At 51.6% G+C, this 26,042-nt stretch carries 24 protein-coding genes; 9 read left to right on the top strand and 15 right to left on the bottom strand.

Features of this window, described 5'->3' with window-relative positions:
- Positions 1-327: 327 nt before the first annotated feature.
- From N24_RS16130 to N24_RS16485, 7 genes are all read right to left on the bottom strand, one after another.
- A complete protein-coding gene (locus N24_RS16130; protein WP_197702414.1) occupies positions 328-1,518 on the bottom strand; it encodes an N-acetylmuramoyl-L-alanine amidase in 1,191 nt (396 codons plus the stop codon).
- Positions 1,519-1,623: 105 nt separating this feature from the next.
- Entirely contained in the window at positions 1,624-1,947 is a 324-nt protein-coding gene (gene trxA / locus N24_RS16125) for a thioredoxin (protein ID WP_096459463.1), read from the bottom strand.
- Positions 1,948-2,036: 89 nt separating this feature from the next.
- Entirely contained in the window at positions 2,037-2,990 is a 954-nt protein-coding gene (trxB, locus tag N24_RS16120) for a thioredoxin-disulfide reductase (RefSeq protein ID WP_096460368.1), read from the bottom strand.
- Between the two features lie 141 nt (positions 2,991-3,131).
- Positions 3,132-3,722 (bottom strand): sigma-70 family RNA polymerase sigma factor, encoded by a 591-nt coding sequence (locus tag N24_RS16115; RefSeq protein ID WP_096459460.1) that lies wholly within the window; start codon positions 3,720-3,722, stop codon positions 3,132-3,134.
- A 256-nt stretch (positions 3,723-3,978) separates the two neighbouring features.
- Positions 3,979-7,314: a lipid II flippase MurJ gene (locus N24_RS16110; RefSeq protein ID WP_096459457.1), complete on the bottom strand. Its 3,336-nt coding sequence runs from the start codon at positions 7,312-7,314 to the stop codon at positions 3,979-3,981.
- Positions 7,315-7,366: 52 nt separating this feature from the next.
- A complete protein-coding gene (locus N24_RS16105) occupies positions 7,367-9,856 on the bottom strand; it encodes a hypothetical protein (protein WP_408607610.1) in 2,490 nt (829 codons plus the stop codon).
- Positions 9,857-9,882: 26 nt separating this feature from the next.
- Positions 9,883-10,809 (bottom strand): NUDIX hydrolase, encoded by a 927-nt coding sequence (locus tag N24_RS16485; RefSeq protein WP_096459454.1) that lies wholly within the window; start codon positions 10,807-10,809, stop codon positions 9,883-9,885.
- 907 nt (positions 10,810-11,716) lie between these two features.
- Here N24_RS16485 and N24_RS16095 point away from each other — a divergent pair.
- Genes N24_RS16095 through N24_RS16080 form a run of 4 tightly spaced genes read left to right on the top strand, consistent with a single transcriptional unit; the run spans position 11,717 to position 14,811 of the window.
- Positions 11,717-13,159 (top strand): CCA tRNA nucleotidyltransferase, encoded by a 1,443-nt coding sequence (locus tag N24_RS16095; RefSeq protein ID WP_408607609.1) that lies wholly within the window; start codon positions 11,717-11,719, stop codon positions 13,157-13,159.
- Positions 13,152-13,757 (top strand): YqgE/AlgH family protein, encoded by a 606-nt coding sequence (locus N24_RS16090; RefSeq protein ID WP_096459449.1) that lies wholly within the window; start codon positions 13,152-13,154, stop codon positions 13,755-13,757. Before N24_RS16095 ends, N24_RS16090 begins: the two co-directional genes overlap by 8 nt.
- The gene (locus N24_RS16085; protein WP_096459446.1) at positions 13,758-14,471 is read left to right on the top strand and encodes an AzlC family ABC transporter permease; all 714 of its coding nucleotides are present in this window, start codon (positions 13,758-13,760) and stop codon (positions 14,469-14,471) included. It begins immediately after the preceding gene.
- The gene (locus tag N24_RS16080) at positions 14,464-14,811 is read left to right on the top strand and encodes a branched-chain amino acid transporter permease (RefSeq protein WP_096459443.1); all 348 of its coding nucleotides are present in this window, start codon (positions 14,464-14,466) and stop codon (positions 14,809-14,811) included. Before N24_RS16085 ends, N24_RS16080 begins: the two co-directional genes overlap by 8 nt.
- Positions 14,812-15,397: 586 nt before the next feature.
- On the opposite strand, the gene N24_RS16075 is transcribed toward N24_RS16080, so the two are convergent.
- Together N24_RS16075 and N24_RS16070 are read right to left on the bottom strand one after the other, a co-directional pair.
- Positions 15,398-15,601, bottom strand: coding sequence for a heavy-metal-associated domain-containing protein (locus N24_RS16075; protein ID WP_096459440.1), 204 nt, complete (start codon positions 15,599-15,601; stop codon positions 15,398-15,400).
- A 72-nt stretch (positions 15,602-15,673) separates the two neighbouring features.
- Positions 15,674-16,021, bottom strand: coding sequence for a hypothetical protein (locus tag N24_RS16070; protein ID WP_096459437.1), 348 nt, complete (start codon positions 16,019-16,021; stop codon positions 15,674-15,676).
- An 85-nt stretch (positions 16,022-16,106) separates the two neighbouring features.
- Between N24_RS16070 and thiD the strand changes: the two genes are divergently transcribed.
- Positions 16,107-16,907: a bifunctional hydroxymethylpyrimidine kinase/phosphomethylpyrimidine kinase gene (gene thiD, locus N24_RS16065; protein WP_096459434.1), complete on the top strand. Its 801-nt coding sequence runs from the start codon at positions 16,107-16,109 to the stop codon at positions 16,905-16,907.
- Here thiD and N24_RS16060 read toward each other — a convergent pair whose 3' ends face one another.
- Complete coding sequence (locus N24_RS16060; protein ID WP_096459431.1) at positions 16,908-17,975, bottom strand: lactonase family protein; 1,068 nt, start codon at positions 17,973-17,975, stop codon at positions 16,908-16,910.
- Positions 17,972-19,324 (bottom strand): MFS transporter, encoded by a 1,353-nt coding sequence (locus N24_RS16055; RefSeq protein WP_096459428.1) that lies wholly within the window; start codon positions 19,322-19,324, stop codon positions 17,972-17,974. Before N24_RS16055 ends, N24_RS16060 begins: the two co-directional genes overlap by 4 nt.
- 555 nt (positions 19,325-19,879) lie before the next feature.
- Here N24_RS16055 and N24_RS16050 point away from each other — a divergent pair.
- Both N24_RS16050 and N24_RS16045 read left to right on the top strand, forming a co-directional pair.
- Positions 19,880-20,068 (top strand): hypothetical protein, encoded by a 189-nt coding sequence (locus tag N24_RS16050; protein WP_096459425.1) that lies wholly within the window; start codon positions 19,880-19,882, stop codon positions 20,066-20,068.
- A gap of 8 nt (positions 20,069-20,076) precedes the next feature.
- A complete protein-coding gene (locus tag N24_RS16045; RefSeq protein ID WP_096459422.1) occupies positions 20,077-20,769 on the top strand; it encodes a hypothetical protein in 693 nt (230 codons plus the stop codon).
- A 12-nt stretch (positions 20,770-20,781) separates the two neighbouring features.
- Here N24_RS16045 and N24_RS16040 read toward each other — a convergent pair whose 3' ends face one another.
- Positions 20,782-21,168 (bottom strand): DUF1304 domain-containing protein, encoded by a 387-nt coding sequence (locus tag N24_RS16040; RefSeq protein WP_096459419.1) that lies wholly within the window; start codon positions 21,166-21,168, stop codon positions 20,782-20,784.
- Positions 21,169-21,189: 21 nt separating this feature from the next.
- Positions 21,190-22,167 (bottom strand): zinc-binding dehydrogenase, encoded by a 978-nt coding sequence (locus N24_RS16035; RefSeq protein WP_096459415.1) that lies wholly within the window; start codon positions 22,165-22,167, stop codon positions 21,190-21,192.
- A gap of 188 nt (positions 22,168-22,355) precedes the next feature.
- Between N24_RS16035 and N24_RS16030 the strand changes: the two genes are divergently transcribed.
- Together N24_RS16030 and N24_RS16480 are read left to right on the top strand one after the other, a co-directional pair.
- A complete protein-coding gene (locus tag N24_RS16030; protein WP_096459412.1) occupies positions 22,356-23,375 on the top strand; it encodes an ABC transporter substrate-binding protein in 1,020 nt (339 codons plus the stop codon).
- Positions 23,376-23,574: 199 nt separating this feature from the next.
- Positions 23,575-23,748 (top strand): tautomerase family protein, encoded by a 174-nt coding sequence (locus tag N24_RS16480; RefSeq protein ID WP_197702413.1) that lies wholly within the window; start codon positions 23,575-23,577, stop codon positions 23,746-23,748.
- 132 nt (positions 23,749-23,880) lie between these two features.
- Here N24_RS16480 and N24_RS16020 read toward each other — a convergent pair whose 3' ends face one another.
- Complete coding sequence (locus N24_RS16020; protein ID WP_096459409.1) at positions 23,881-25,626, bottom strand: DUF2075 domain-containing protein; 1,746 nt, start codon at positions 25,624-25,626, stop codon at positions 23,881-23,883.
- Entirely contained in the window at positions 25,613-25,933 is a 321-nt protein-coding gene (locus N24_RS16015; RefSeq protein ID WP_096459406.1) for a nucleotide pyrophosphohydrolase, read from the bottom strand. Before N24_RS16015 ends, N24_RS16020 begins: the two co-directional genes overlap by 14 nt.
- Between the last annotated feature and the right edge of the window lie 109 nt (positions 25,934-26,042).

Raw genomic sequence — 26,042 nt, 5'->3', positions numbered from 1 at the left:
CCCTTAAGTTGGCGGCACACTTAGAGCGTTTTTAAGGCGTCCAAAATCTGCGATGATCCTTGGTGTAGGTAGGGCCTTGAAAAGCCGTCAGAAACGATTCTGGAGCCTCGCATTTCGGGAGGTTAGCCGCCAAAATTTCGACCACCCACGCCAGGCCAAACATGGGTGCCAAGAAAACCAGAAAACTCAAAATCTTGACACATATGTTTGGTTTATCTCGCCTCAAACCGGACAGGGATGACAAAGATTCGTGAAAATCGAAAATCTTGTCATCTATGTTTGGTCGGAGTAATCAGATGCTCTCAGTAACCTACGATGGCGTTCTGGTTAACCGGTTTGCTCGGAACGTAGAAGCTCGTCGAATTTGAAGGTGCCGGTCTTGGGTTGGGCTTCCTCATCGAGAAGGTAGAGACGCTTGACGGCGACCACGATGGCTTCGGCGATGCGATCACGCATTTTAGGGTCGGTAAGCACGGCGACATCATCGGGGTTGGTGAGGTAGCCGGTGACAATTTCCACCATCGGCATGCGGGTCAGACGCAGCATTTCCCATGTTCGGGCGTGGCTGCCACAGTTGTTTAAGGGGGTGCGGGCGACGATTTCCTTTTGGATATATGCCGACAGTGTTTCACCGGTGAGTGAGTTGGTGCCGTTTTCTGAACCGAAGTAGAAACTGGCCACACCGTTGGCTTTGTCATTCGGGTAGGAATCACAGTGCAGGCTTAACATGAGGTCGGCGCTGAAAGCATTGGCGATGGAGGCCCGGTCGCGACTGCTGGGATCATCCATGTGAGGGCGTGACAGGATGGTTTCCATTCCTGCTGCGATCATGCGACCTTCGAGGCGGGTGGCTAGATCCCAAAGAATTTCTTCCTCAGAGATGTCACCGTAAGGGCCTTTGACGATCTGTCCCTTGTTGGGGCCGCCGAGTGCTGGATCAATCACCACACGTTTACCGGCAAGGCGCGGTCCTGCGTTGCGCATGCGTTCGCGTTCACGGATGGCTTGAGCTGATCCACCCTTGATGCGTAGACCTAACCGGGACAGTGCACGGATGGTGTCTGGGCCGCAGATGCCATCTGCTTGCATGCCGTAATTCAGCTGGTAGTTCATCACGGCTTTGTGCGTTAACTCGCCGAAGTGACCGTCCACGCGATCAGCGTAGAAACCCAGCTCTTGGAGGTGTGATTGGATCTCTACGACGTCGTCGCCAACAAGTTGGTTGCCCGGCTGGTAGGCCAGGACACGTGTTCCGAGAGTGTAGGAGGCTTCGCGGATTACGCGCAGGGTGAGGTCGTCGATAAGCCCGGAAGGTACGACACCTCGAGCTTGCTGGAATGATTTAATGCTGAGGCTGAGTTCTTCGTCGAAAAGCGTCTCTTCTTCGTGGAACTTCTGGGATTCTGTCTTGGCGGACATTTCCCGGGAATAGCCTTCAATCACGCCGAGGCGAGCGAGCGTAGTGCGCACTTCAGCTACGCGCGGGCTGCGATCGCCAACTCTCAGGACTTTAGACACCCTGCTCCTTCCGTTATTCATCTTCAAAACCCCGAAATTTGGGGGTGTTTGGGGAAAATTCACAATGGATAAAGTTCATCCAAGTAACTGCAGTAAGAATACCAGTTAGAGGTGCTTTTCTAGCTTTTCCACAATTTCACCCTTGGGGCGTAAGCCGACAAATTCTTCAACTTTCTCACCATTTTTGAAAATGAGCACAGATGGGATGGACATGATCTGGAACATTGCGCCCAAGGTACGCTCTGCATCGACATCAACGCTAGCGACAACTGCCTTGTCGCCATATTCGCCGGCGATTTCTTCAATGATGGGGCTGAGCTTCTTGCACGGTCCGCACCACTCTGCCCAGAAATCAACGATGACTGGTTTGTCGGAATCGATGACGGTGGACTTGAAGGTTTGCTCAGTTACTGCAACAACGTTGCTCATGAATTTTCTCCTAAATTAATAAATGACGGGACTTCAAAAGAAATCCCGACATTCATTGGTACATGGTTTGAATAAAGGCTAACTGTGAATTAGGCCAGAGAAGCTAGGTAATGCTCTGCGTCGATAGCTGCGCGGCAACCGGATCCTGCTGCGGTGATGGCCTGCTGGTAGTGGCTATCCACCAGGTCGCCTGCAGCGAAGACGCCGCTGAGGTTGGTGCGGGTGGAAGGTTCCTGAACTAAAACGTAGTTGGCAGGATCTACCTCAACTTGGCCCTTGAGGATTTCCGAACGTGGGTCGTGGCCAATGGCAACGAACATCGCGGTGACATCGAGTACAGAGTCTTCGCCGGTGACGGTGTCATTGAGCTTCAAGCCGCTGACTTTGCCGTCGGTTTCAATGACTTCTTCCACGGTCTTGTTGGTGACAAAGCGGATCTTCTCGTTTTGCTGCGCACGCTCCAGCATGATGGCGCTGGCACGGAACTCTTCGCGGCGGTGCACGATAGTGACACTGCGGGCGAACTTGGTGAGGAAGGTGGCTTCTTCCATGGCGGAATCGCCACCACCGATAACAGCGATATCTTGATCGCGGAAGAAGAAACCGTCGCAGGTTGCACATGCAGATACACCACGGCCAAGAAGTTCCTGCTCGCCCTTGACACCTAAGTAGCGAGGTGCAGAACCCATGGACAAAATGACAGCGCGTGCGTGGTATTCATCATCGCCAACCCACAGCTTTTTGATGTCTCCGGTGAGGTCAACGCGATCAACCAACTCCATGTGCATGTCGGTGCCGAAACGCTCGGCCTGTGCGCGCATGTTTTCCATGAGTTCTGGGCCCAGGATGCCTTTTTCAAAGCCTGGGAAGTTTTCCACATCCGTGGTGGTCATCAAAGATCCGCCGTATTCATAGCCCTCGAACATGATGGGGTTGAGATCGGCGCGGGCTGCATATACCGCTGCGGTGTAGCCAGCTGGGCCGGAACCGATGATCGCGACATCATGAATCTTTGGTGCTACGGCGGATTGTTCTTCAGACATTGTTTCCCTCAAAGTAGTTAACGTTAAAAGTGCAGCTTCATGTGCACCATTCACCCTAGTTGTGAACTCTTCGTTTTCAACGTCAGACACTGCCGAAAAAGTTCCAGTTACTTTCTAACCGGCAGTCACCGCAGTTATGGGTTAGTCTTCAGGGCCGAAGAAATCCGCATGCAAAAGGGCGCGCAGTGCTTTACGTGCGCGCCCTCGGCGTGATTTAACGGTGCCTACTTTCACTCCTTCGATTTCGGCCACATCTTCTACGGTGTAGCCACCAAGGTCCACCAAGATGATGGCGATCCTTTGATCAGGGTGGAGTTGATCAATGGCTTTTCTAATCGTCATGGCAACATCGAGGTAGCCCAAGGGATCTACGGCAATGCGTGGATCTTTGTCCAAATCAATAACGGGCTCATGTAGGACGGGGAACTCTACTTGGCAGCGGTGGGTGGCCCAATCAAAGCCGCTATTCAGGACTAATGTGTGAAGCCAGGTTCCAAGTGATGCTTCTGCCCGATAAAGATGCATATTCCGGCTTGCTCTAAAAAGAGCTTCTTGGAGGATGTCTTGGGCGTCTTCTGGTTTGCGGCTGTATCTTTTAGCTGCTTTTAACATGTGGCGTTCATGGCGATCAACGATGGTGGAGAATGCACGTGCATCGCCGGAGATGAAACGTTTGACTAGTTGAGCATCACTGATCTCACTTACTTCTTTTTGCCTTGACAGCAGTGTCATAAAAATCCCCCGGTGTAGTGCAGGGATGCACCTCACATCCCGCATGGGACTTAGTATGGGCTGAGTTTTTCCTGCGAGGAAGTTGTCAGCGCCCATCATGGTGGGAGGTAGGAAACTTGATTCTTTGAAGTTTGTGCAAAGAAATCTTCGGAATTATCCCTGAGCTGATTCTTTTAGATGAACGTAAAAATCCGCCCTCAGTTAGAAAAACTGAGGGCGGGCGCACCTTAATGGGGGTCAATCACAATCGCGTAATTTACCAACCCACAAGTTGTACTTCGGCGATCTGCATTTGTGGACTGGTGCTGTCAGCCTTCGAGGAATGAACCTCATCAACCAAAATCACCACTGATTCCACTTGCCCTGGAAGTTTGGAGGATTCGCGGATGCTGTGGCTTAAGCTGCGGCCGGAGTAATCCACGGTGCCGATTTCGATGCCGTCAGTAAGTGAATGCGGTGAGGCATCTTGGAATGCGTAGATCTTCACGGTGGAGGTTACTGAGCTATCTGAGCCAGAGCCTGTGGTTAAGATGATGCGGTCCAGCTGTGCTGGTGTGGAAAGGTCAACCAGGATGCCATCGCCGCCGGTAGAAGTCCACGCGGTAGAGGTATCGCCATCGGTGACATCAGCTACCGCACCGCCTGCACCTTCATCCCATTCGCGGGCTTGATCTAGTTCTAGATACACAGGTGGTCCCACTGGCTCCGGGGCTTCGGAGGTAGTGGTTTCGACAGGAGCCAACGGGGATTGTTCATTGGTGCTGCCGAAGAAACTGGTGAGGAATGCAGTGCCAGCAGCAACGAGGGAGACCAAAATAATTACCACTGCTGCGATACCGGCCATGCCTTTGGCGGTGTAGTCAGAGGCACCGAAACCATCGCGTTTAGCCGGCTTTGGTGTCTTTTCTTTCTTCACCACCAGATGGGTTGGTTCTTCGGTGAACAGGCCACAGGTGCGCATCGCCATGGCCAGTGATGCGTAATCAGGGTTTTCTGCTGTTGCGAGATCTTGGGCTTGGGTGATCATCGCCTTGACGTCATTGGGGGCGAGGGTGGCGTCGATAAGCATTTCGGTGGCCGAGGCCAAGGACTTAGCGTCGCGCTGCTCTGAGGCGTCGGGCAAAATCGCCGGGAAGGCGAGGACGGCATGGCCGTCGGTGTTGATGCGGATCCGGGATTTGTTATCCAGGCCGGCGGGGATGCCCTTGCTGTGGGCGATGCCGATGGTTTCGGTGAGTTCAGCAAGCGCGAACGCTGCGGCGCGTGGATCAGCGCCGGCTTCGGCAACGGCGCTGAGGCTGGACCCTGGAACCCAATCAGCCACAATCAAACAGCCATTGCGGTACGCCTCGGTGCGGATATTAGAGGCCACCGCCGTGCTGCCAAAGCTTGCCAGCTTCTTAGTGCGGCGCTGCACCTCATAGGCAATACCTGCTGCAGCTGCGGAAGACAGCGGTGCGAAAGGCGCGTTGCCGGAGGTATCCACAAACACCAATGCCACTTCCTTGCCGGTGGCAATTTCACGCGCCTGCCAGAAGCGTGCGCCTTGGACGCCGCCGTGATCAGCAAGCAAACGGAATCGGCCATCGCCCACAGGTGCGCCCGGAACCAAACGGGGACCACGAACGATACCGGCAGACATTGGTGGTGGAACAGGTGTGGCTGCGAACTCGCTTGGAGCAACCAGCTGCGTGGAGAAATCTTGCTCGGACACTTCGCCGACATCCAAAGAGATCTTGGTGTTGGGGCGAATAAATCGGCTCATACCTGGGATACGCGTTAGCGCCTGGCCCAAGTTTTGTACTTCCGGCAGACCCGAACGCGACAGCACGATACCAGTGACAATGATGAAGAAGACACCAAGCACACCTAAGTACAACAGGTATCCCACAGAACTTAGGGTGCCCAAGAGGAAATCACCCACAACGGCTTGAATAGCCCATCCAAGCGCCCACGCTGCAGCGGCGCCTACTGCTGCGGAACCCAAGGCCCACAGTGAGGTGATCGCCAAAGAACGCATGCCCAACAGGCCCAGTTTCTTTCGCAACAAATACGCACCAATCACCGCGCCGGTGATGAAACTGAAGCCATTGGCAGCACCCAGGAGCACCACTACGCGCTCAGGCGAACTAGATAGCACCGGTGCCAGCAGTGACAGCACAACCTTGGTGGCAGTGATACCGGCGATGATGAAGGTAGGAGTCCAGACCTCTTCACGTGCATAAAACACACGCAGGTGCAGCAGTACTAATGCATAAGGAATCAACGTGAAGGCGGAAAAGCTCAACGTCCAACCAAGAATATTGGCGGCATTGGCATCAAACTGACCGTAGGCAAAAAGCGCGTTGGCAATCGGCACACCAAACGCAGTGAAAAACACCACGATCGGAATCAGCGCAATAAACGTCAGCTTGGAACCAAGCTGAAGATCAGACACCACTGCCCTATCATCGCCATCTGCCGCATTTCGGGACAGCCTCGGCATGATGGCAGTGAGCAACGTGACGCCAATGATGCCATAAGGAACCTGCAGCAACATCCAGTGCTGCTGATAAATAAACGGTGCAGCATCATCAGCAATCGACGCAATGCGGGTGGTGATGATGTAGCCAAATTGGGAAATAGCCACATAGACGATAATCGCCAGCGCCATGCCACCAAATTGCTTCAAACGTGCATCAATGCCCCACAGCGGGCGCATATCAATACCCGCGCGACGCAGGTACGGAATCATGATCAAACACTGTGCAACCACACCAGCAGTGGTACCGATGCCTAAGAACAAAATCTGAGGATCCAGCACACTAACGTGCTCATGCGGATGCAAACGTGCAGGCAGCACCATGTACACACCCAGCACAGTGAGCGTGATGACGTTGTTGACCACAGGCGCCCACGCGCCGGGTTTAAACACCTCACGGGTATTCAACACCGCCATGAACAGTGCAAACAGTCCGTAGAAGAAGACTTGAGGCAACAGCCAATAGGCAAACGCCGTGGACATGACCACGTTGACTTGGCCCTCAGACGACAGCATCATCCGAGTCAGCAGTGGCGCGCCGATAATCGACAGGATGGTCACACCACCCAGCAACGTCACCGACAACGTGAGCAGGCGCCTAAAAAATCCTGATCCCCCGTCGGCGTCTTCCTTCTCCGCGCGGGTCAGCACCGGAATCACCAGCGACGTCAGTACCGCACCCAACACAATCTCCGTGATCAGGTTGGGCAGAGTGTTTGCGGTATTAAACGCTGATGCAATCGCCGGGGACAGAGCCGCACCAATCATGACGGTGCGCAAGAATCCCGTGATACGGCTTAGCAGCGTGGCGATCGCCATCGACCCAGTCGAGCGCACCACATCAGAATCGGAGGTGTGCTTTTCTGGCTCCGGTTCACGCTGGGCAGTTACAGGCGCCACAGGTGCTGTGGGCGAGTTTTTCAAACTCGAGCGATCACCATCTGTGCGTGCGACAGCCTTCTTGCGCGCCTCAGGCACAGGCGCCGGCGGTGCAGGAGCAACGATCCGGGCACGTAGACCGGAAGGCTCCGAATTATTCGAAAGCGAAGAACTCACTTGTTGACCATTCATGTACAAGTGCACGCCTTAACGGCGCGCACGACGAAAATAACTATGCGATACGTTAGTGGGTTGGGGGCGGTTTGGGCGATCCCGTACCGGGCAAACGCTTTTCGACGTTTCGTTTCTTCTTCATAAACAACAACCCACCCACTGCCAGAATGCCTGCTGCCACGAAAAAGAGCGTGATGCTTAGGTTGGGACGAGGCTGGACAGTAATTTCTACAGGTTCACTAATGGTGGCCCCATCTGGGGATGCCAACCACAATGTCAGATCAGTACGCGCACTTTCATCCGGCAAATCAGCAGTCATTTGCAACGTGATGGAACCCTGCGCTGGAATTCGAACCACACCGGGGGTATTGATATGTGCTTGCTGATTCCCGGAATACAAAATCTGGGTCTCAGCAGGAAGCGGCAAACCATTTTGCGCAACAATAAGCAACGGCGAGGAATCAGAGGTACGGGTATACACATTCCCCGGTGGCAGCAATGCCACAGAGCTGCGCAATTTCTGCAAAGTATCGCGGTTGCCGTTAAGGAGTCGATCTGCCCTTGAAGCCGCTTCGGAGTGACGGGCAACTGAGCGACGCTCATTAATACTTAAAGCACGCAACAAATCATGGCGCAGCGGTGCCGTGAAACCATAACGAGTCAACGCAATGCTGGGATCATTAAACATAATCCCCGTTAAGTCATCGATGTATTCCGCCTGCTGCGTGGTGCGTAAAATTTCCGTTTCCGTCAGCGTAGCAGGATCATCATAAGGGGCTCCGAAAGCGGTGTCATCAGGTGGGGTCGTGGCGGCATTTAAGATGCTTTGTTGCTCAGCATTAGTAGTGAGGTAGTCCTTGAGGGAAAAAGGTCGGGCGGAGCCGTCAAGAAGCAATTCCTCGGTGGTGCGCAGCAACATCTCGCCGTCGTCGGCGCCCAGCACCGCACTGGGCATGACTAACACCGGTGAATCCTCATCGCCATTATCCACCGTGAGCCGCAGCGCTGCCTGGCCTGTGAGATTGCGGGCACTTTCAGAATCCATCGCGTAGTCATAACGCGAATCCGGATTGGAATACCCCACCGTTTCCGGATTTTCGCCCAATGTAGCCAACGTTGCCGACAACGAACCCTGATACGACACCGCAGTAACCCCCGGCGCCAAAGAATGGAAACGATCCGCACTCGTGGTCCGCCACACCGTATTATCAGACACCAACACAGACACCGGAGTGGTCGGCGTTGGAGCCTCTACATTTCCCGGAGTTGGCTTTGGATTATCCAACGCGCTTTGCTCCGAAGCATCAGCAGAAGCAACCAAATCCTGCGATTGCACCTCCCACGCCTGATCTGGAGCCAACGCATTATCTGCCCAACCCAAATCACCCGCGGTCGATGGATCAACATAACCATTTCCAGGAATCACCACATTGGACTCTGGAACAACGCCTAAAACTTCCTCAAACGTAGACACCCCGCGCTGCAACGCTTCACGCATCAGCCACTGATTGCCGGTTTCACTCACCGCATTCAAATCAGTATTCGCCCACGGCAACGCCACTGTGCATGAACTAGCTGCTGCTTGGCGAAGCTTTTCTAAAAACACTGCCGCATCTTCCGCGCCAGTACCAGGTGTGCCCGGGTTGGGTTGATTATCGGCAGTCCACAACTCACGAAGTCGCTGATTTTGACGCACCGTGCTGGGGCGAGTGTCCGTCACGGTGTAACCGCCGGTCATGCGATCAACAACATCAAGAAGCTGAGGATCAATGGCAAGACAGGTAGCTTGTTGAACGGCGGGGGAAGAATGGAGGTAGGCGTCGATAAGCTTTTGCAAACGCCCGCTTGCCTCCAACTCGCCAGCGAGTGCGTCGGAGCTGACCAGCAAAGGCGGATCTTCTGGCGCCTCACCAGTTTCACCACCCAACACATTTGTCTGCGCCGAAATTGGGTAAATCATCGTCGTCGGGGTCGGGGCATCGAGCTCTTGTGCATCATCGACAACCGGCAGCAAAAACCGCTGCGAATCCAAATGCGACGCCACCCCATCAAGCTGACCCGACAACTCCAACATCGTGGGAAAAGAACCAGCCTGAGAAATCAACAAACTATCAAGAGGGATCTCCAGATCCACCTCAACGCTCTCCCCCGGCTCAAGCTCACTATCTAGAGTTGACGCAGCACCAAAATAACCATAAGCATTACTTGTCGCCGCCACCCGGGCACTCGCCACATCAAAAGACGCCTCCTGACGACGCGCCTGCAACGTAATATTGCTCAACGTCTGCGACGTACGATTAGTGACCTTAACCTGCGCCTTTACCGACTCCCCCACCCGCGCCGCAAGCCCATTGTTAGGCATTGTGAAACTTGAGATCTCCAGATCCACATCAGAAATCTCATCATCAGCACGCGCACTCGGATTCACCCACAACTCCGACACCGTCGGATCAGAAGGATCAAGCGGAATCGGCAACGCGTGGACTGGTGCTGTGCTGAAACTGGCGATAGTTACGGCTGCTGTGGCCACTGTGGCTGCCGTGGCCGCTGTGGCTGCCAACACCGACACACAACGTAGCGAACGACTCACCTCGGGGTAGACCTTCCCTCCGCCTTCTCCTTCAACGCAAACTCAGGAAGCAAATCATGCGCCTGACGAGCCAACTTCCGCTCATCCGCAAAAGCCAAATGCTCAATCAACTGATTCGCCGGAATCCACGCCACCTCCGTGACCTCCGGATCCTCATCATTTAAATCACCATCCACATAACGCAACAAATGATGATGCACCGTCTTATGGATCCGTTTCCCTTCCGAAACGAACCAATAATCAATCACACCCAACTCAGTGAACACCTCACCATGGATGCCTGTTTCTTCCCAGACCTCACGCTCCGCAGTCGCAGCCTTACCCTCACCAGGCTCAACATGACCCTTCGGCATAGACCACAACAAACGACCACGACGATCCAATCGACCAATCAGCGCCACATAAATCTTCGACAGATCTACTTCATTGTGCTCATTCACAGCCTCAGAAAGACCAGAAACAACAAGTCCACCCGCCGACGTCTCATCAGAGGTAACCATCCGAGACTGCTGGCCTGCCTGATGCACCCTATTGTTAGGACGCCTCCTCGTTGGAGACCTCCTACCCTTACCCCGGGTCTTCTCCAGGGATTGTTTGGAGGATTGCTTCTGGCGGGTTTGCTGAGTTTCTTTCTGCTGGCTTTCTTTCTGTTGGGTGCTTTGCTGGGAGTTGTTTTGTTTTTTGTTTGGCCCCCTGCGAGAACGACGGCGCTTAGGCCGTTGAGAGGTTTTCTCAGACCCTTGTTGGTTTTGGGGTTGGGTTTGGGCTTGCTGTGTTTGCTGGCTTGGTTGTTGGGTCTGGTTTTGTTGGTTCTGCTGGTTCTGTTGGTTCTGTTGGTTCTGACCTGAAGGACGGCGAGAACGGCGACGACGCCTGCGTTTAGGCGCTCCGCTAGTAGTCCCCTCGGGTTTCAAGTCACTCATTCAACCAATCGTATCGTGAGAGGTGGGTATTCGGTACTAATGAACCGCCCGGGGGTTAAATGACTTCTTATATGCGTCTTCACGTGGTCAACTTCGCTTGAGTTTCTTTTGGGTTTCCGAGTGATGTCGGATGTTGGTTAGGATTCACCATTAATCCTCGGCGGGTTGAGTTTACTGGTGAATTGGCACGCTTTTGGGGGTCGAAAAGCGTTAGGATTCACCATTTTCAGGTGGCGGGTGGTGAAAAATGGTGGATTGGCACGCGAGTGTAGCCCGGATGCGAATATTCGTTCGGTTTGCTGGGCGAGTTACTGGAATCGAACGAATATTTGCATAATGGAGGGTTGAAAATGCGAATTTTCGACCAGATTCAGCCCAGTCAGTGCAGACGGGGACGAGAATTTGATCAGCAAACTTCCAGGTTTCACATTAGTCACAATAGCCCCAAAACTGACCCCTCCTAGAATCGCTTGTAAGCGCTTAATAAAGGCATACCCACACCTAGACTCATTTGAGAAAGTCCAACCCCTTAAATCGCCTGCTGTGGCAGAAGGGGTTTCTGCGCTCCTTTTATTGATTAGGACTCCAAGCTTAAAACCTGGTTGCTGGCCTCGCACATGCAAATCCCCACCACAAATCTTTAAATCGAACATGTTTGTGGTGGATTCGTGCAGATTTTAGGCCTAATCATGCACCAATCCACCACAAACCACGGGAAATTTAAGATTTGTGGTGGATTCGTGCAATCGTTAAAAGTGCTCCCCCGCTGCCTTGGATATGGGAACCTATTTGGCCCTCCTCAACAGAGCAGTTTTTGCCCACAGTTCTACTGGGTAGACTCAGATTCGTGAATTCCCAGGATGCCCAGGATGCTCAAAATGCCCAGAACCAAGTTCCGCCACAGCACGTGGATCAGGAAGTAGATCGCCTTGCGTTAATGGCGCGCGCTCACCAGGCTATTGGGAAACTTTCTGACATTCTTGTGCCTTTGGCGGCAGCGTTTACGGAAAAAGGTCACTCCTTGTACTTGGTGGGTGGCTCTGTCCGGGATGCTTTCTTGGGGGAATTGGGCCATGACCTTGATTTCACAACGTCTGCTAGGCCGGAGGAAACAAAGGCGATCTTGGATGATTATGCGGATGTGGTGTGGGATACCGGCATTGCGTTTGGCACTTTGTCTGCGGAAAAGCATGGTCAGCAGATTGAGATCACCACGTTCCGTTCTGATCTTTATGACGGAAACTCTCGTAACCCTGAGGTGACGTTCGGCGACACCTTGGAAGGTGATCTGATCAGGCGTGATTTCAAGGTCAACGCCATGGCTGTGGAGATTCAAGCAGATGGAGAGTTAAAGTTCCATGACCCTGTGGGTGGGTTGGAAGATTTGCTGACCCATACTTTAGATACCCCAGCTACACCGGAGCAGTCGTTCAATGATGATCCGTTGAGGATGCTGCGGGCGGCTCGTTTTGTGTCGCAGCTCGATTTTGCTCTTGCTCCTCGTGTGTTTACTGCCATGTCTGAGATGGCGCAGCAGATTACTCGGATCACGGTTGAGCGCATGCAAGTTGAGTTGGATAAGTTGATTCTTGGTAAAAACCCGGAGGCGGGTATTGATCTCATGGTGGAGTCTGGGCTTGCTCAGATTATTTACCCGGAGATTCCTGCGATGCAGATGACTCAAGATGAGCATATGCAGCACAAGGATGTGTATGCGCATTCATTGCAGGTGATGCGTCAAGCTATTGATCAGGAAGAAGATGGTCCTGACCTGGTGCTTCGATGGGCTGCGTTGCTGCACGATTGTGGAAAGCCAGATACCCGTGACTTCAATGAAGAAGGTCGGGTGAGTTTCCATCAGCACGAGGTGGTGGGAGCGAAGCTCGTGAGGCGGCGGATGCGCAAGCTGAAGTACTCCAAGCAGATGGTGGGCGATGTTGGCCAGTTGGTGTTTTTGCACATGCGTTTCCACGGCTTTGGTGAAGGTCAGTGGACAGATTCAGCAGTGCGTCGATATGTTGCGGATGCTGGGGAGCTTCTTCCACGGCTACATAAGTTGGTTCGCGCTGATTGCACCACGAGGAATAAAAGGAAAGCAGCCAGGCTGCAGGCAACCTACGATCATTTGGAAGAACGCATCGCAGAGATCGCCGCAAAGGAAGATCTAGCCAGGGTGCGTCCTGATTTGGATGGCAATGAGATCATGGAGATTCTAAACATTCCGGCTGGACCTGTCGTGGGTAAAGCGTGGGCGTTTTTGAAGGAGCTCCGTTTGGAGCGTGGTCCTTTGGATCGAGATGAAGCCATCGCAGAGCTGAAAAGTTGGTGGGAAGGAGAAAACAATGAGTGATTTTTACGCCGATAGGTTGTTTAATGCGTTGGAGCGCAATGAGGTTTCTCCAGGCATGTTGTTGGTGTCTGCGCCGGATATGGCTTCGGAGGAGTTTGAGCGCAGTATTGTTTTGATCATTGAGCATTCCCCTGCCACCACTTTTGGTGTAAATATTTCTTCACGTTCCGATGTTGCTGTGGCAAATGTGTTGCCGGAGTGGGTGGACCTGACTGCTAAGCCGCAGGCTCTTTATATTGGTGGCCCACTGAGTCAGCAGGCTGTGGTTGGTTTGGGAGTTACTAAACCGGGTGTGGATATTGAAAAGTCGACTAGTTTCAACAAGTTGGCTAACCGTCTGGTGCATGTTGATCTGCGTTCAGAGCCTGAGGATGTTGCTGATTATTTAGAAGGAATGCGCTTTTTCGCAGGTTATGCGGAGTGGGCACCAGGTCAGCTTAATGAGGAGATTGAACAGGGTGATTGGTTTGTAACTCCCGCGCTGCCTTCGGACATTATAGCGCCTGGTCGCGTGGATATTTGGGGTGATGTGATGCGTCGACAAGCAATGCCTTTGCCGTTGTATTCCACCTTCCCTGCGGATCCGTCGCACAATTAAATGAGCGCCGAAACGTTAAAGGAAATCCGCGGAGGAGTTTCTGAGACTCTAGCTGTCGGATTGGGGCTAATCCCTTTGGGTTTGGCGTTTGGGCTGTTGATGGTTCAAACGGGTTTCGCCTGGTGGTGGACACCAATTTTCTCCATCGTTATCTATGCCGGATCGATGGAGTATTTGGCGATCGGCATGGTCACCGCAGGTATCGGCCCATTTTCCGCGCTGGTGGCGGGGTTCATGGTCAATTTCCGACATATTTTCTACGGCCTCACCTTCCCACGCCACACCATCAACTCCGGCACGGGTCGCGTTTACTCAACATATGCGCTTACCGACGAGTCCTACGCCATCGTCTCAGCCCGCCCACCTGGGAAAATCAGCGGCACAAGGGTGCTGACCATCCAGATTCTGTGCCAAGCGCTGTGGGTTATCCCTGGCATTATCGGAGCCTTGGTTGGTCAGGTTTTGCCAGATGACCTCAAAGGTATGGATTTCGCGCTCACTGCCCTTTTCGTGGTGCTGGCCTGGGAAGCATTCAAAAACAATAAGGATTATTCACTGCCCTTATTTGCGGTGGTGCTGGCCTTGGTTGCAGGTTTTGTTGCCCCTGAACAGATGCTTGTTATCGCGCTGACCACCTACTTTGTGATTCTTCTCTGCCGCGTTCGATTCCCCAACCTGGATAAGAAACTCGAGATCAGGACCAAACATGAGTGAGTACGGTCTGCCTGAAGGCGTCACGCTTTTTAACGTCGCGGCTGTTTTAATCCCGGTTGCCATAATCACTGTTTTGCTGCGCCAGTTCCCATACGCTGCGATGAAGCGGGTAAAAAACAACCAACTGATGGGCGTTTTGGGGCGCACCATGCCGGTGGGTGTCATGGTTGTGCTGGTCATTTACACCCTGTTCGGCCAGGTCAGCGCGCCGGGAGGTGTGGGAGCCTCGCTGATCGCGGTCGGGTTTACCGCGCTGCTTCATTGGTGGCGACGGTCCGCCGGGCTATCCATTGTCGGCGGCACTTTGGCATACATGCTGCTGGTCAACGTGGTTTTTTAAAACGCTAAAAAGCACGCTTTTCGACGCTAAAAGCCACCCACTCCCCGTTTCAGCACGGAGTGAGGGTGGCTTTTTTCTGACTTGGGCCCTGACTTGGGTCAAATTAGTGCGGAAATAATTGTTTACCCCGTGTGGTTTTAGGCGTTCTTACGCTTGGCTGCATAGGACCAAACACAGAGACCCAGGAATCACTTTTTCGACGTTTCTGGGTCTCCTAGTTTGGTGTATCGCGCTAGGTACCAAACACAGAGACCCAACATTTAAGTTTTTGAAGATTCTGGGTCTCCTGGTTTGGTCGCTCTCAAATTTAGGCCGTTACCTTGAAAAATCATACCTCCCCAGAAGCGCTTCTAACGGGTTTTCAAGGCCTTATCTGTACAAACATTCATTCGAAAAACTTAACCCCTTAAACGGGCAATAAACGCCTTGACCTCAATTTCCTGACTTGGGTCAAATTAGTGCGGAAATTTACCTAAGTGCCAAGAATGAACTTCGCGCACCAACCTGGGCCAAGCCATGTCGCAACGCAAAAAGCCGCCCTACTAATGGGAGCGGCTTTTAGATTTCTGAAAGGTATGGAGAAGGTTTATGAAACAACCTTGTAGCCAGCCTCAGTGACGGCGGCTTCGACAGCCTCGTCGGTGAAGCCTTCGCCTGTGACCTGCACGGATCCGGTTTCTAGGGTGACATCTACTGCGGATACGCCAGCGACTTCTCCGACTTCTTCTTTTACGGAGGAAACGCAGTGTTCGCAGGTCATGCCTTCGACGGTGTAGTTCTTGATAGCCATATTATTGGCTCCTTTCCTTTTGGCAGCTTCTAACAATAAAGAATATACCCCACCGGGGTATATAACAAGGGGTTACTTCAACCCAGGGAATTTAGCTCCAGCTTCCAACCACAGTCCTTCAAAGGCTTCAGCTGAAATGACTTCGGCTTTGATATCAGGAAAATCAGCGTAGGTATCTGGATGTGGAACTACTTCATTGGGTTCATTATTGAGTTGGAAATTTGCTCCACCAATAACGCCAGCACCAGTGACGATATCACCTTCGGCAGTTCCAGCTAGTTCAATAATGCGCTGCATTTTGCACATAGCAACACCATCTTGAGTGGCAGATTCAGGGAGTTCTTGCATTTCTGCGATATGAATGGCGGTGGGGTGTCCGGGGATTTCAATTTCGGTGCGCACAATGATCGTTTTCGGCATGCTCTTTAGCCTACGGGAGGTTACTGCTGAAATTTTTTGAGGCGGTAATGTCGGAATCTTAAGCGTGAGGGTCTAGGTTTGAAGTGTGGTTAATTACGCATTCGTTATTGCAGGTTCAGAAGCTACCGGCGGCGCCGGCATTCAGGTTGATTTGAAGACTTTCCAGCATCTTGATGTTTATGGCATTGGTGCCATTACGTGCTTGGTGGCCTTTGATCCTAAAGACAATTGGAATCACCGTTTTGTGCCGGTTGATGCGCAAGTTATTGCTAATCAGATTGAGGCTGCTACGGCTGCGCATGATCTTGATGTGGTGAAGATCGGCATGTTGGGTACTCCGGCAACGATCGATACTGTGGCTACTGCGCTGCAGGAAAACAGCTTCAAACATGTTGTTTTAGATCCTGTGTTGATCTGCAAGGGCCAGGAGCCTGGCGCGGCACTTGATACTGACACTGCACTTCGCGCGAAGGTGTTGCCTCAAGCAACCGTGGTTACTCCTAATAACTTTGAGGCCACTACCTTGTCAGGACTGGACAAGCTGGAGACCATTGAAGATCTGAAGGAAGCTGCCCGCCTCATTCACGAGCAGGGACCTCAGTACGTTGTTGTGAAGGGTGGTATCGACTTCCCAGGTGACAACGCGGTTGATGTGCTTTTCGACGGCTCCGACTACCACGTTTTCTCCGAACCAAAGATCGGCAACGAGCGCGTTTCTGGTGCTGGTTGCACTTTCGCAGCTGTAATCACCGCGGAGCTTGCTAAGGGAAGCTCTTTTGTTGATGCGGTGACCACCGCTAAGCGAGTAGTCACCCGCGCCGTGAAGGATGCTGTTGCATCCAACGCGCCGTTTACCTCTGTGTGGTTGGCGGAAGATAACAAGTAATCAAACAGTGTGGAAGATAACGCACACTGGGGATTCAACGTCTGCCAGAACTTTTTCTTCCACTATTGATCCGCTTGGATCCAAGGAAAGTGCATGGATCTGGGCGGATTTTTCCATTGCAACAAGCAGATTTTCATCGTCGTTGTTCAGTGCGATAAACCGAGGTCGTTGCCCTTGCACCGTGGGTATCTCCCCAAGCGATAAGAGTCCATCGGAACGAATATGGAAATGTGCAATCGTGTCATTTCCAGGTCCCGGCGGCATGTGGTCTCCAGCGCCAGATCGATTCGATGCATAAAGATGTGTTCCCGCGGCATTAATCGCAATGCCAGCACCCCGGGAATCTCGCACATCGGTGTCGTTGAGCGTGCTCAGATACTGTTTTACTTCTCCGTCTGCAAAAGAAATCACAGCAACTGTAGACGACAGCTCATTAATTGCATAGACCACCGGAAGTGTGGGATGCACGGCCACGTGACGGGGTCCGCTGAATTCTCGCAACCTAATCGAACGGGTAAATTCCACGGTTCCATCGGCTTCGTGAAAGTCCCCAAGGTGCACAACATCTAGCCCCTTGTCGGGCACAATCACAAGTTTTCCATCCGGGCTAAAGACAACCTGGTGTGGTTTAGAGCCAGGTTGGTCGGTGCGATGTGGCCCCGGCTCGCCGTCAAAATGATGCACCTGGACAAGTTCACCTAAAGATTTATTAGCGTTTAAAGCGATGCTGAACAAGCTTCCTGAGGTGTGGTTGATTCCAAGCAAGTGATTGCCATCAGGTGAAATGGTGATATGCGCTGGGTTTGTGCCCTCAGTCGATACGTCATTTATGAGCTCCAATTGCCCTGCTTCACCCAGCCGGAAAGCGCTTACGGTCGTTCCGTCGCCGTGAGCTGCATAAACAACAGGCACGTCTGGGTGTGAGGCCAGGAATCCAGGGTTGGTTGCAGTCGTCGTGCTGCGGTGCACCCATGCATTGTCCACCACTTCGTACACGACGATTCCCGGGCCGGTTCCCCGGCGCGCAGTGGTGCGGGTGCCCACCAGCGCGTACGTAGCGCGGGTCATGCGGTTGCCTCGTGGGCTTTTTGCTTTTCGACGTTTCCTTCCGCTTCGGTGGATTTCGTCGGTGCCAATTTCATACCGAACATCATGATGGTGGCAATCACCAGCAGTACGGCGAAGAAGAGCAAGCCAATTGTTGGGGAACCTGTGGCATCAACGATCATTCCTTGGACAAATGGGCCCACGAATCCACCGAGGTTACCGATGGAGTTAATCGCCGCAATGGCCGTACCTGCTGTTGCGATAGACAAGAACTGGCTTGGGACTGCCCAGAATGGAGATTTGAAGGAGTAGAGACCAGCCAAAGCAATCGAGATGGAGATGATAACCAAAGTGGTGGAAGAAAGCAGAGCGGCAGCAAACATTGCGATTGCGGCAATACCCATGGGTAACCAACTATGCAGTTTTCGTTCGTTGAGGCGATCAGACCGGGCTGACCACCAGATCATCACCGCGGTGGCAAAGGCATAAGGGATCATTCCAAGCAGACCAATTTGCCATGCCTGAAGGTTTCCAGATAGTCCCTTGATAATTTGCGGTAGCCAGTAGCCCACACCGAGGCTTCCTACTTGGTACACAAAGTAGATAGCGCCCAGGTACAGCACCTTTGGGTTGGCTAGTGTTTTAAACACGGAGAGGTGTTGTGAAGGATCAGTCTTGGCAGCTTCTTCAGCTTCGAGTTCTCCGACAATCCAGTTGCGTTCTTTTTCGGTCAACCATTTTGCATCCTTAGGGTGTTCCACCAGGTAGAAGAGGCAGACAAAACCCAGCAGTACTGCCGGAGCGCCTTCGATGATAAACATCCAACGCCATCCAGCAAAGTCGAACCAATGAACGTGATCCATGATGAATGTACTCAAAGGTGCAGCAATGATGTAGGACACCGGAATGGATGCAACGAACAGTCCGGTTGCGGTGGCGCGATCCTTTCCGCGGAACCACTGTGAAAGGTAAATCATGATGCCTGGGAAGAACCCGGCTTCAGCAACACCTAGAAGGAAACGCAGTGCATAGAGTTGGTATTCGTTTTGTACCAATCCCATCGCCATGGCGAGCGCGCCCCAAGTGAAGAGGATTCTGGCGATCCATACGCGGGCACCAAATTTGGCGAGCATGACGTTTGATGGAACTTCGAAGACGAAGTAGCCAATAAAGAACAGACCGGCTGCGAATCCGAATGCCTGACTGGTGAGCCCCAGGTCGGTATTCATGTGTAGCGATGCATAGCCAATGTTGGCTCGGTCGATGTAGTTGATGATGTACATGATGAAGACCAAAGGAATTACTCGCCTGGTGATCTTCTTGACGGTGGCTTTTTCAAATGCAGCGTGACTAGCGGTAGAAGTGCCCATCCCATCCTCCGTTATATAGGTTATAAGATACAAGATAGGCTAGGTAGAGACTTGGATCACGTCAATTAATCGAGAGTAAATAGACTTCGGGTCTACCCCTGCATATTTGCGAGCTAAAACTTCACCAAGTTGGCGCCTAAGGCTCCTCAGTTCAGCTTTGCGCTGGTTATGCTATATAGATTATAAAATTGATCACGCGTTGAGTTTTTGCTTATCCATATATCGCAGAGCACCTTTTTACCCCCGTTTCGTCAAACGGGCTGGTTCAATTGTGAATTGAAAACAAATGTTCCGATACAGAATCATCGGAGATCGATGTTTGAAGGTTATGCTAATTCTTGTCGGCTTAACATGAGCCGCGCACTTGTATCGATTATTGTCACTAGCAGCACTTTGAGAATGCTAACTCCTCTACATGGCGTCCTTCTTGGGATGCGGAATGAGGCAAGTGGATGATGTGGTTTTAGACTTCCGTATTGGCAAAAAATGAAATAGATCATATGCTGCAGTTGTTGATACAATTAGATCTAGTTCCATGCAATTTTAGGAGGAATCATGTCAGCACCTATGTTTGAACTTCGGACGAACGATGAGCTCCAGGCTGAGCTGAATGATTTGCTCCAGAAGATACAGCCCTTTGACGTTGAACAGTTAAAGCGATTGCGTGATGCTGATGCTGTCAGTTCAGAGGAGGCAGATTTGCTCGATAGGATTAAGGCTCTCACCTGGCTCATTAACGGGTAGTCTCGCCTGTGGACGTACTTGACTTCCAACGGCAGGCTACAGAATTTGCCTTGGATATTAAAGATCTATTAGATACATGTCTACCTGGTGAAACTGGCTTTCGCCAAGGAACAGTAGCAACTGAAGGGCTTCGAGCTAATTTTGAGGCTTCGAAAGTTCTTTATTTAGGAAAAGATCGAAGTAATAGAGCTTCGATTAGCTGTGGGTACTATTTGTGCGCGAATTCAACAGGAAAACACTTAGCTGTTGAGAGCAGCAGCTTCAAAGTTGAGTTTAAGGCAAATAAGCGTCCTATTCCCATTGTGCGGTTTGAGTATGAACGACATGCTCGAAATAAGCCTGTCCAACATTTTCAGTTTCATTCCGAATCGCTTCCCTTGGCTATTCTACTTGCACGTGCTGGAAGGTATGACATAGCAGCACAGCAACAAGATGTTCATTTTCCCATGGGAGGACATCGATACCGTGTATGTTTGGAAGACATTGTTGAACTTGTAATTCGGGAATTTCGTGCGGAAGCAAATCCTAATTGGGAAACCCGCGTACAAGAAGGCCGAAGAGTCTTCCGTGAACGACAAACAGATACGATAATTCGTAAAAATTTAGTTCGATCAGTAGAAATGCTTAAAGAACTTGGATTCAAAATTGAGCCCCCGCAAGGATATGAATTCCCTGAGAGGCGTTTTTCTGATGAATGGTGATTCAGGAAGATGCTAAACAACCAACCCAATCACAATGAACACCACCGTGAGTAGTGGGAATGCGCCTTGTTTAAAGGCCGCGCCTCGCTTGTCGGGTGAGCTTAGGGCCAACACCACAGCGGCTGCAAGCATTGAGCCAGTTCCAGCAAGTGTCAGCGCTGCACCAATTCCTGTTGATCCAGCAAAGAGGAACGCAACACCCGCGCCGGCGATGACTGCCAGGAAGAAGTTGTAGAAGCCTTGGTTGTAGGCCATTTCTTTGGTGTTTTCAGCTTCTTGTTCAGTGGTGCCGAAAACTCCACGTGCTTTCTCCCCGGTCCAGGCGAATGATTCCATGTAGAAGATGAAAACATGCAGGAGAGCTGCAAGGATAGCGAAAATTGCTCCGATGGTGATCATGTGAGGTCCTTTGAAAATGGATTAAAACCGGATCAGTACTTTTCCGGAACGGCCAGGTGCGTTGGATGCGTTGACGGCGGAGACGATGTCGTCGGCATCAAAAGTGGAATCGACAGGAAGGGTTAGTGTGCCGTCCAGGATACGTGCGATAAGTTCACCGAATAGTTCGGCTTTCTTCTCTGCAGGCATTTCGCGGCTGACTTTGCTTCCCCAGAAACCTTTGATGGTGATGTGCTTGAAGATCACAGGGCCGGAAGGGATGTCCATGATTGGGTTGCCCATCGCGCCGAAGGAGACCAGCGTGCCACCTTCACCCAGTAGTTTTACAAGATCTGCAGAGGATGAGCCACCAACAGAATCCAAGGCGACGGCGATGTTTGCGCCACCGGTGATTTCTTCTACCTGCTTTTCCCAGCCTTCAGATTCAGTGGATACAACCTGCGTAATGCCTTGAGCAGCAAGTTCTTCCACACCGCCGTCACGGCGTACCAAGCCGACCACGTTAATGCCTCGCGATTGTGCCAGTTGCGCGAGCATGCGGCCCACCGCACCGTTTGCGGAGTTTTGGATCAGCCACTCCCCTGGTTTCATTTCTAGGAAATCAAGGAGGCTGATGGCACTGAATGGCATTGCGACAAGCTGCGCTGCGCTTTCGTCAGGTAGTTGTGGTGGTACGGGAATGAGGCCGGAGGCGTCGATAAGCGCATACTCCGCCCAGATGCCGAAACTGGTGCCTGTGGCAACACGCTGGCCCACCTGGAAACCTTCGACGCCGTCGCCGAGGGCGTCGATGATGCCGACTGCCTCGGTGCCCGCTGCGGCCGGCAGATCTGGGACGAAGCCGTAGCTGCCTTTAACGGTCCACAAATCGTGGTTGTGGATGGTTGCCAGCGTTACCCGAATACGTACTTGACCTGCGCCGGGAGTGGGGATTTCCTTCTCGGTGACCTGTAAAACATCAGCGGGATTGCCGAAGGTGTTGTGAATGATTGCGCGCATGGTGGTGTTCCTCTCGCCGCTTAAAACGCTAAAAAATAGGTACTTATGTTGAACGCCCAGCCTACGTTTCTCATTCCAATCGCATTAAAGATACTGGTCAGAACGTTTTTCATAGCTGCCAACTTTTTTCATGGTCGCAAAATGTCTAAGCCTCGCCATGCCTTAGTTTCATACGTTAGTATTTTCGCATGAATTTTATTCACAAATCTCTTTCTCGGAGTGCACTTATCATCGGCACAGTATTAGCTTTGGGGCTTTCTGGGTGCGCCACAGCTAATAATGAAGAAGCAAGCACCAGCGATGATGTGGCTGTTGGTGGTCGACTGTTTTCCACCGCTGATTCCGCCACCGCAGCCCTTGGAAGTGATGCTGAACCAGGTGCATTCCCCCGCACAATTGTGCATTCACGTGGTGAAACGACAATTGAGAGCCGCCCTGAACGAGTAGTGGTTCTAGACAGCGGAGAAATCGATCAAGTTTTAAGCCTTGGGGTTACTCCCGTGGGAATTTCCAGTCCTAAAGATGCCTCCAGTCAGCCTGAATACCTTGCAGATCAGCTGGAAAACGTGCAGGTAATTGGCACAAATGATGATCTCAATTTTGAAGCCATCGCAGCTTTAGAGCCGGATCTGATCTTGGGCAGCAAGTTGCGCGTGGATGATTCCTACGAACAGCTGGCGCAAATCGCACCGACCGTGTTGAGTATTCGCCCCGGATTCCCATGGAAGGAAAATTTCCTTCTCACCGCCGATGCCCTTGGACTTGAAGAGCAGGCCGTGACCATTCTTAATGATTATCAAACCCGCGTGGATCAAGTCCGCGAGTCCATCGACGGCAGCCCAGAAATTTCCCTCGTCCGGTTCATGCCAGGCCGCACCCGCCTGTACGGAAACCTCTCATTCATTGGCGTGATCTTGCAGGACCTGGGACTTTCACGCCCAGAAATCCAAAACGTCGATGATCTAGCCGTGGAAATCTCCCCCGAAAACATCGCCGACGCCAACGGCGATTGGTTGTTCTACTCCACCTACGGAAAACCCGAGGCCACTGAGCGAGACAATGTGCTGTCCAATGACCTGTGGCACAATCTCCCCGCCATCCAGGAGGGGCATGCTTTGGAAGTTAATGACGAAAGCTGGTTCATGGGCCTAGGCCCAATCGGGGCGAACGAAGTGCTCAATGACATCGAAAGGATCCTCGGCTCCTAACCTCCGCGCCGCGCAATTGAGCTGGTCAGAGCCTTGCGGCTTGCTTCGCGCTTAATTGCTTATCGACGCCTCCCTCCCCCACACCAACGCTTCGGCGAGAATGCCCACGCTGTTTGTGTGCTAGTCTTTTTCAATCGTTCAGCTCGCCCCAATTTTCATTGGGAGTGGGCTGGATCTTTTTTACTTAGGTCTGTGGAGAATGAGCCAAACGCTTAAGCGGTCAGCAAAAACTATGCCCATTATTCAGGTAACTCTCGTTGAAGGCCACGACGACGCGGTTGTCGCCAATTTCATCAAAGAAATTGCTCACACTGCCTCCCGAACCCTCGACGCCATCCTCCACCTCGCCAAGGCTTCGGCTAGCTTTTTGTAATTTATAGTCCTGCCAGCCCCGACTGGATTCTTTGGTCCTTGTTTACCGCAAATCTGGACTATAATGAGCAGTGATAGATCCCCGATCAGGCCTCTTGTCTACATAGATAACGCACAAATGACCGGGGTCTTTTTAGCGAACTGAGAAGTACCGACCCAAGTATTCGCGTAGACCATCATCAACAACATGTAGGTATGTTCCCTTCATCCCTCGTGTGAGCAGCACTGTGTAAATATTGGTGATGTACTTGAAGAGGTCTTCGTCGGTGGTTGTTTGACCACGCATTTTGTTGTTGGTCTTACCCTTTGCATCGAAGTATTGGCTTTTATCAACGAAGAGTCCGCGCTCTGGTGTGTACTGCAGATCCTTGCCAATAATGACACCCGCATAGTTGAGGTCATAGCCCTGAATTGTGTGGATGGAACCGGACTCATTGACTGCATTTTTAGAATTCACCCAGTCCACTGGTTTGGAATTCCACCGGAGTTGCACGCCATCGCCCAGATCAATGTCATAGGCAGACTTATCGTTTTTGCTTGCCCATTTCCATGCGTAACCAGCAACAATTCTTGATAGCCCAACTTCCCTATCGTGTTGCTTGATGGTGTCTACGAATTCTGATGGGGAGTCGATAATCTTAAGGTCGTAGTCGTTGAAGGTGAGCTTTTCGGTTGGTGGAAGCTTAGAGAATACTTTCTTCACGTACTCGATGTAGTCTTCACCACCCATGCTGCGCATTTGAGTGTGGAGGCGGTACTTTCTGTTTTGAGGTGTTTGATCGAGAATTTCTTGGAATTCTTCTTGGGGTAAATCGTTGGGACGGACTGATTGCTCCATATCGAGCATCATGATGACATGACGTGACTTTTTCTTTAGCCAATCGAGTTGGGAAGCGTGGGGCTTTTGTCCGTCGAAAAGCGCTTTGTTGGTTTCGTTAAATCTCTTTGTCAGTGCCGGTACCGACTGCGCCGAGTACTGGTTGAGGCGGTGGGCTTCATCGACGATTAGTACATCGAATTGTTCAGGTGAATCAGCAGCGGTGAATGCTGACATCACCATTGCTTTGCTCAGACCTGGAGTGGTGGCAAAAACTCTTTCAAGAGATTTTCGAAGTGCCTGTTGGGGGACGATGATGCCGATCTTGAGATCTTTGAATCGTTCTCTGGTTCCTTCGAGGAAAAACTCCGAAAACATTTCATCGCCGTCAATATCTTCGCCGTCTCGGAAATCTGAAATGTCTTTGAGTAGTTTCATTAAATAGACAGCCACAACAGTCTTGCCGGTACCTGGTGATCCTTGCACGAATGTGAACTGGCCAGGCTTTGCATCAGATACCAAATCTTCGCTTAAACCTTCAAGGATATCCATGACAGCGATGGCTTGATCATTGTTGAGAGCTTTAAACGGTGAAAGTTTAAAAAGTTCAGAGTTGATAATCTCTGGAATTGATCGTTGAAAAAGGCCTTCATTTCGCAGCTCTTCAAAGATTTCTTGGAACGTATCGCGGTAGGTGTCGCGACCGAAGTAGTCAGCATCCGAAATGCCCATGTTTCGGTTAAGAACTTCATTCCGTCCATCACCAAAAGCAAGGCTGATCAGAAATGATTCAAGGTCGAGGCAGACAGACTTGTTGAAGGTGTCATCGAGAACAACACGTACTGCTTTTAAATCGTGCTCTTTCTTACCGTCCAAGTGCTGTTTCATACGGTTTTTAAAACTTCGAGATTCACCAATGTAAATTCGACCCAACCCGCTAGCTCTTTGTGCTGGACGGTTCAGCACATAAACCACAGGCCAATTTTGGAGTCGTTGCTCGGATGAGGCTGAGTCGAGCAAGGATTCATCAAAATTAAATCGCTGAATTTCAAAGCTGGTCATATTTGTTGGCCTTTCCGTATGCCTGCTCGACGGGATACTTGTCTTTAGTTATTTGAAGTTTCTCCATGACGATGTCATTTGGGTCTACATCCAGTTTCATAGCGAGGAAATAACAATAAGTAAGGACATCGGCGAGTTCGTGTCGGACTTCCTTTTCATCGAAGTCATCACTCCACTGAAAGCACTCAAGCAATTCAGCTGCCTCGATGCTGATGCTTTTGGCCAGATTCTCTGGGGTATGGAATTGTCCCCAGCTGCGTGCCTTAGCAAAATCCTGAAGCTGCGCCAGAACCTGTTCCGTATTCATAGAAGATTATATTAACAAGGAAAGTAACTCTGATCAGGGAATACTGAAACTGTTAAGTATGTGATTCTGGATGTACTTACAGATTGGAATCCTTTAGCTCCGCATTGCT

Origin of the sequence: Corynebacterium suranareeae, from assembly GCF_002355155.1 — a bacterium.
Lineage (GTDB): Bacteria > Actinomycetota > Actinomycetes > Mycobacteriales > Mycobacteriaceae > Corynebacterium > Corynebacterium suranareeae.
The sequence above is the reverse complement of the archived record's forward strand: the minus strand, read 5'-3'. Positions and strand labels throughout refer to the sequence as shown.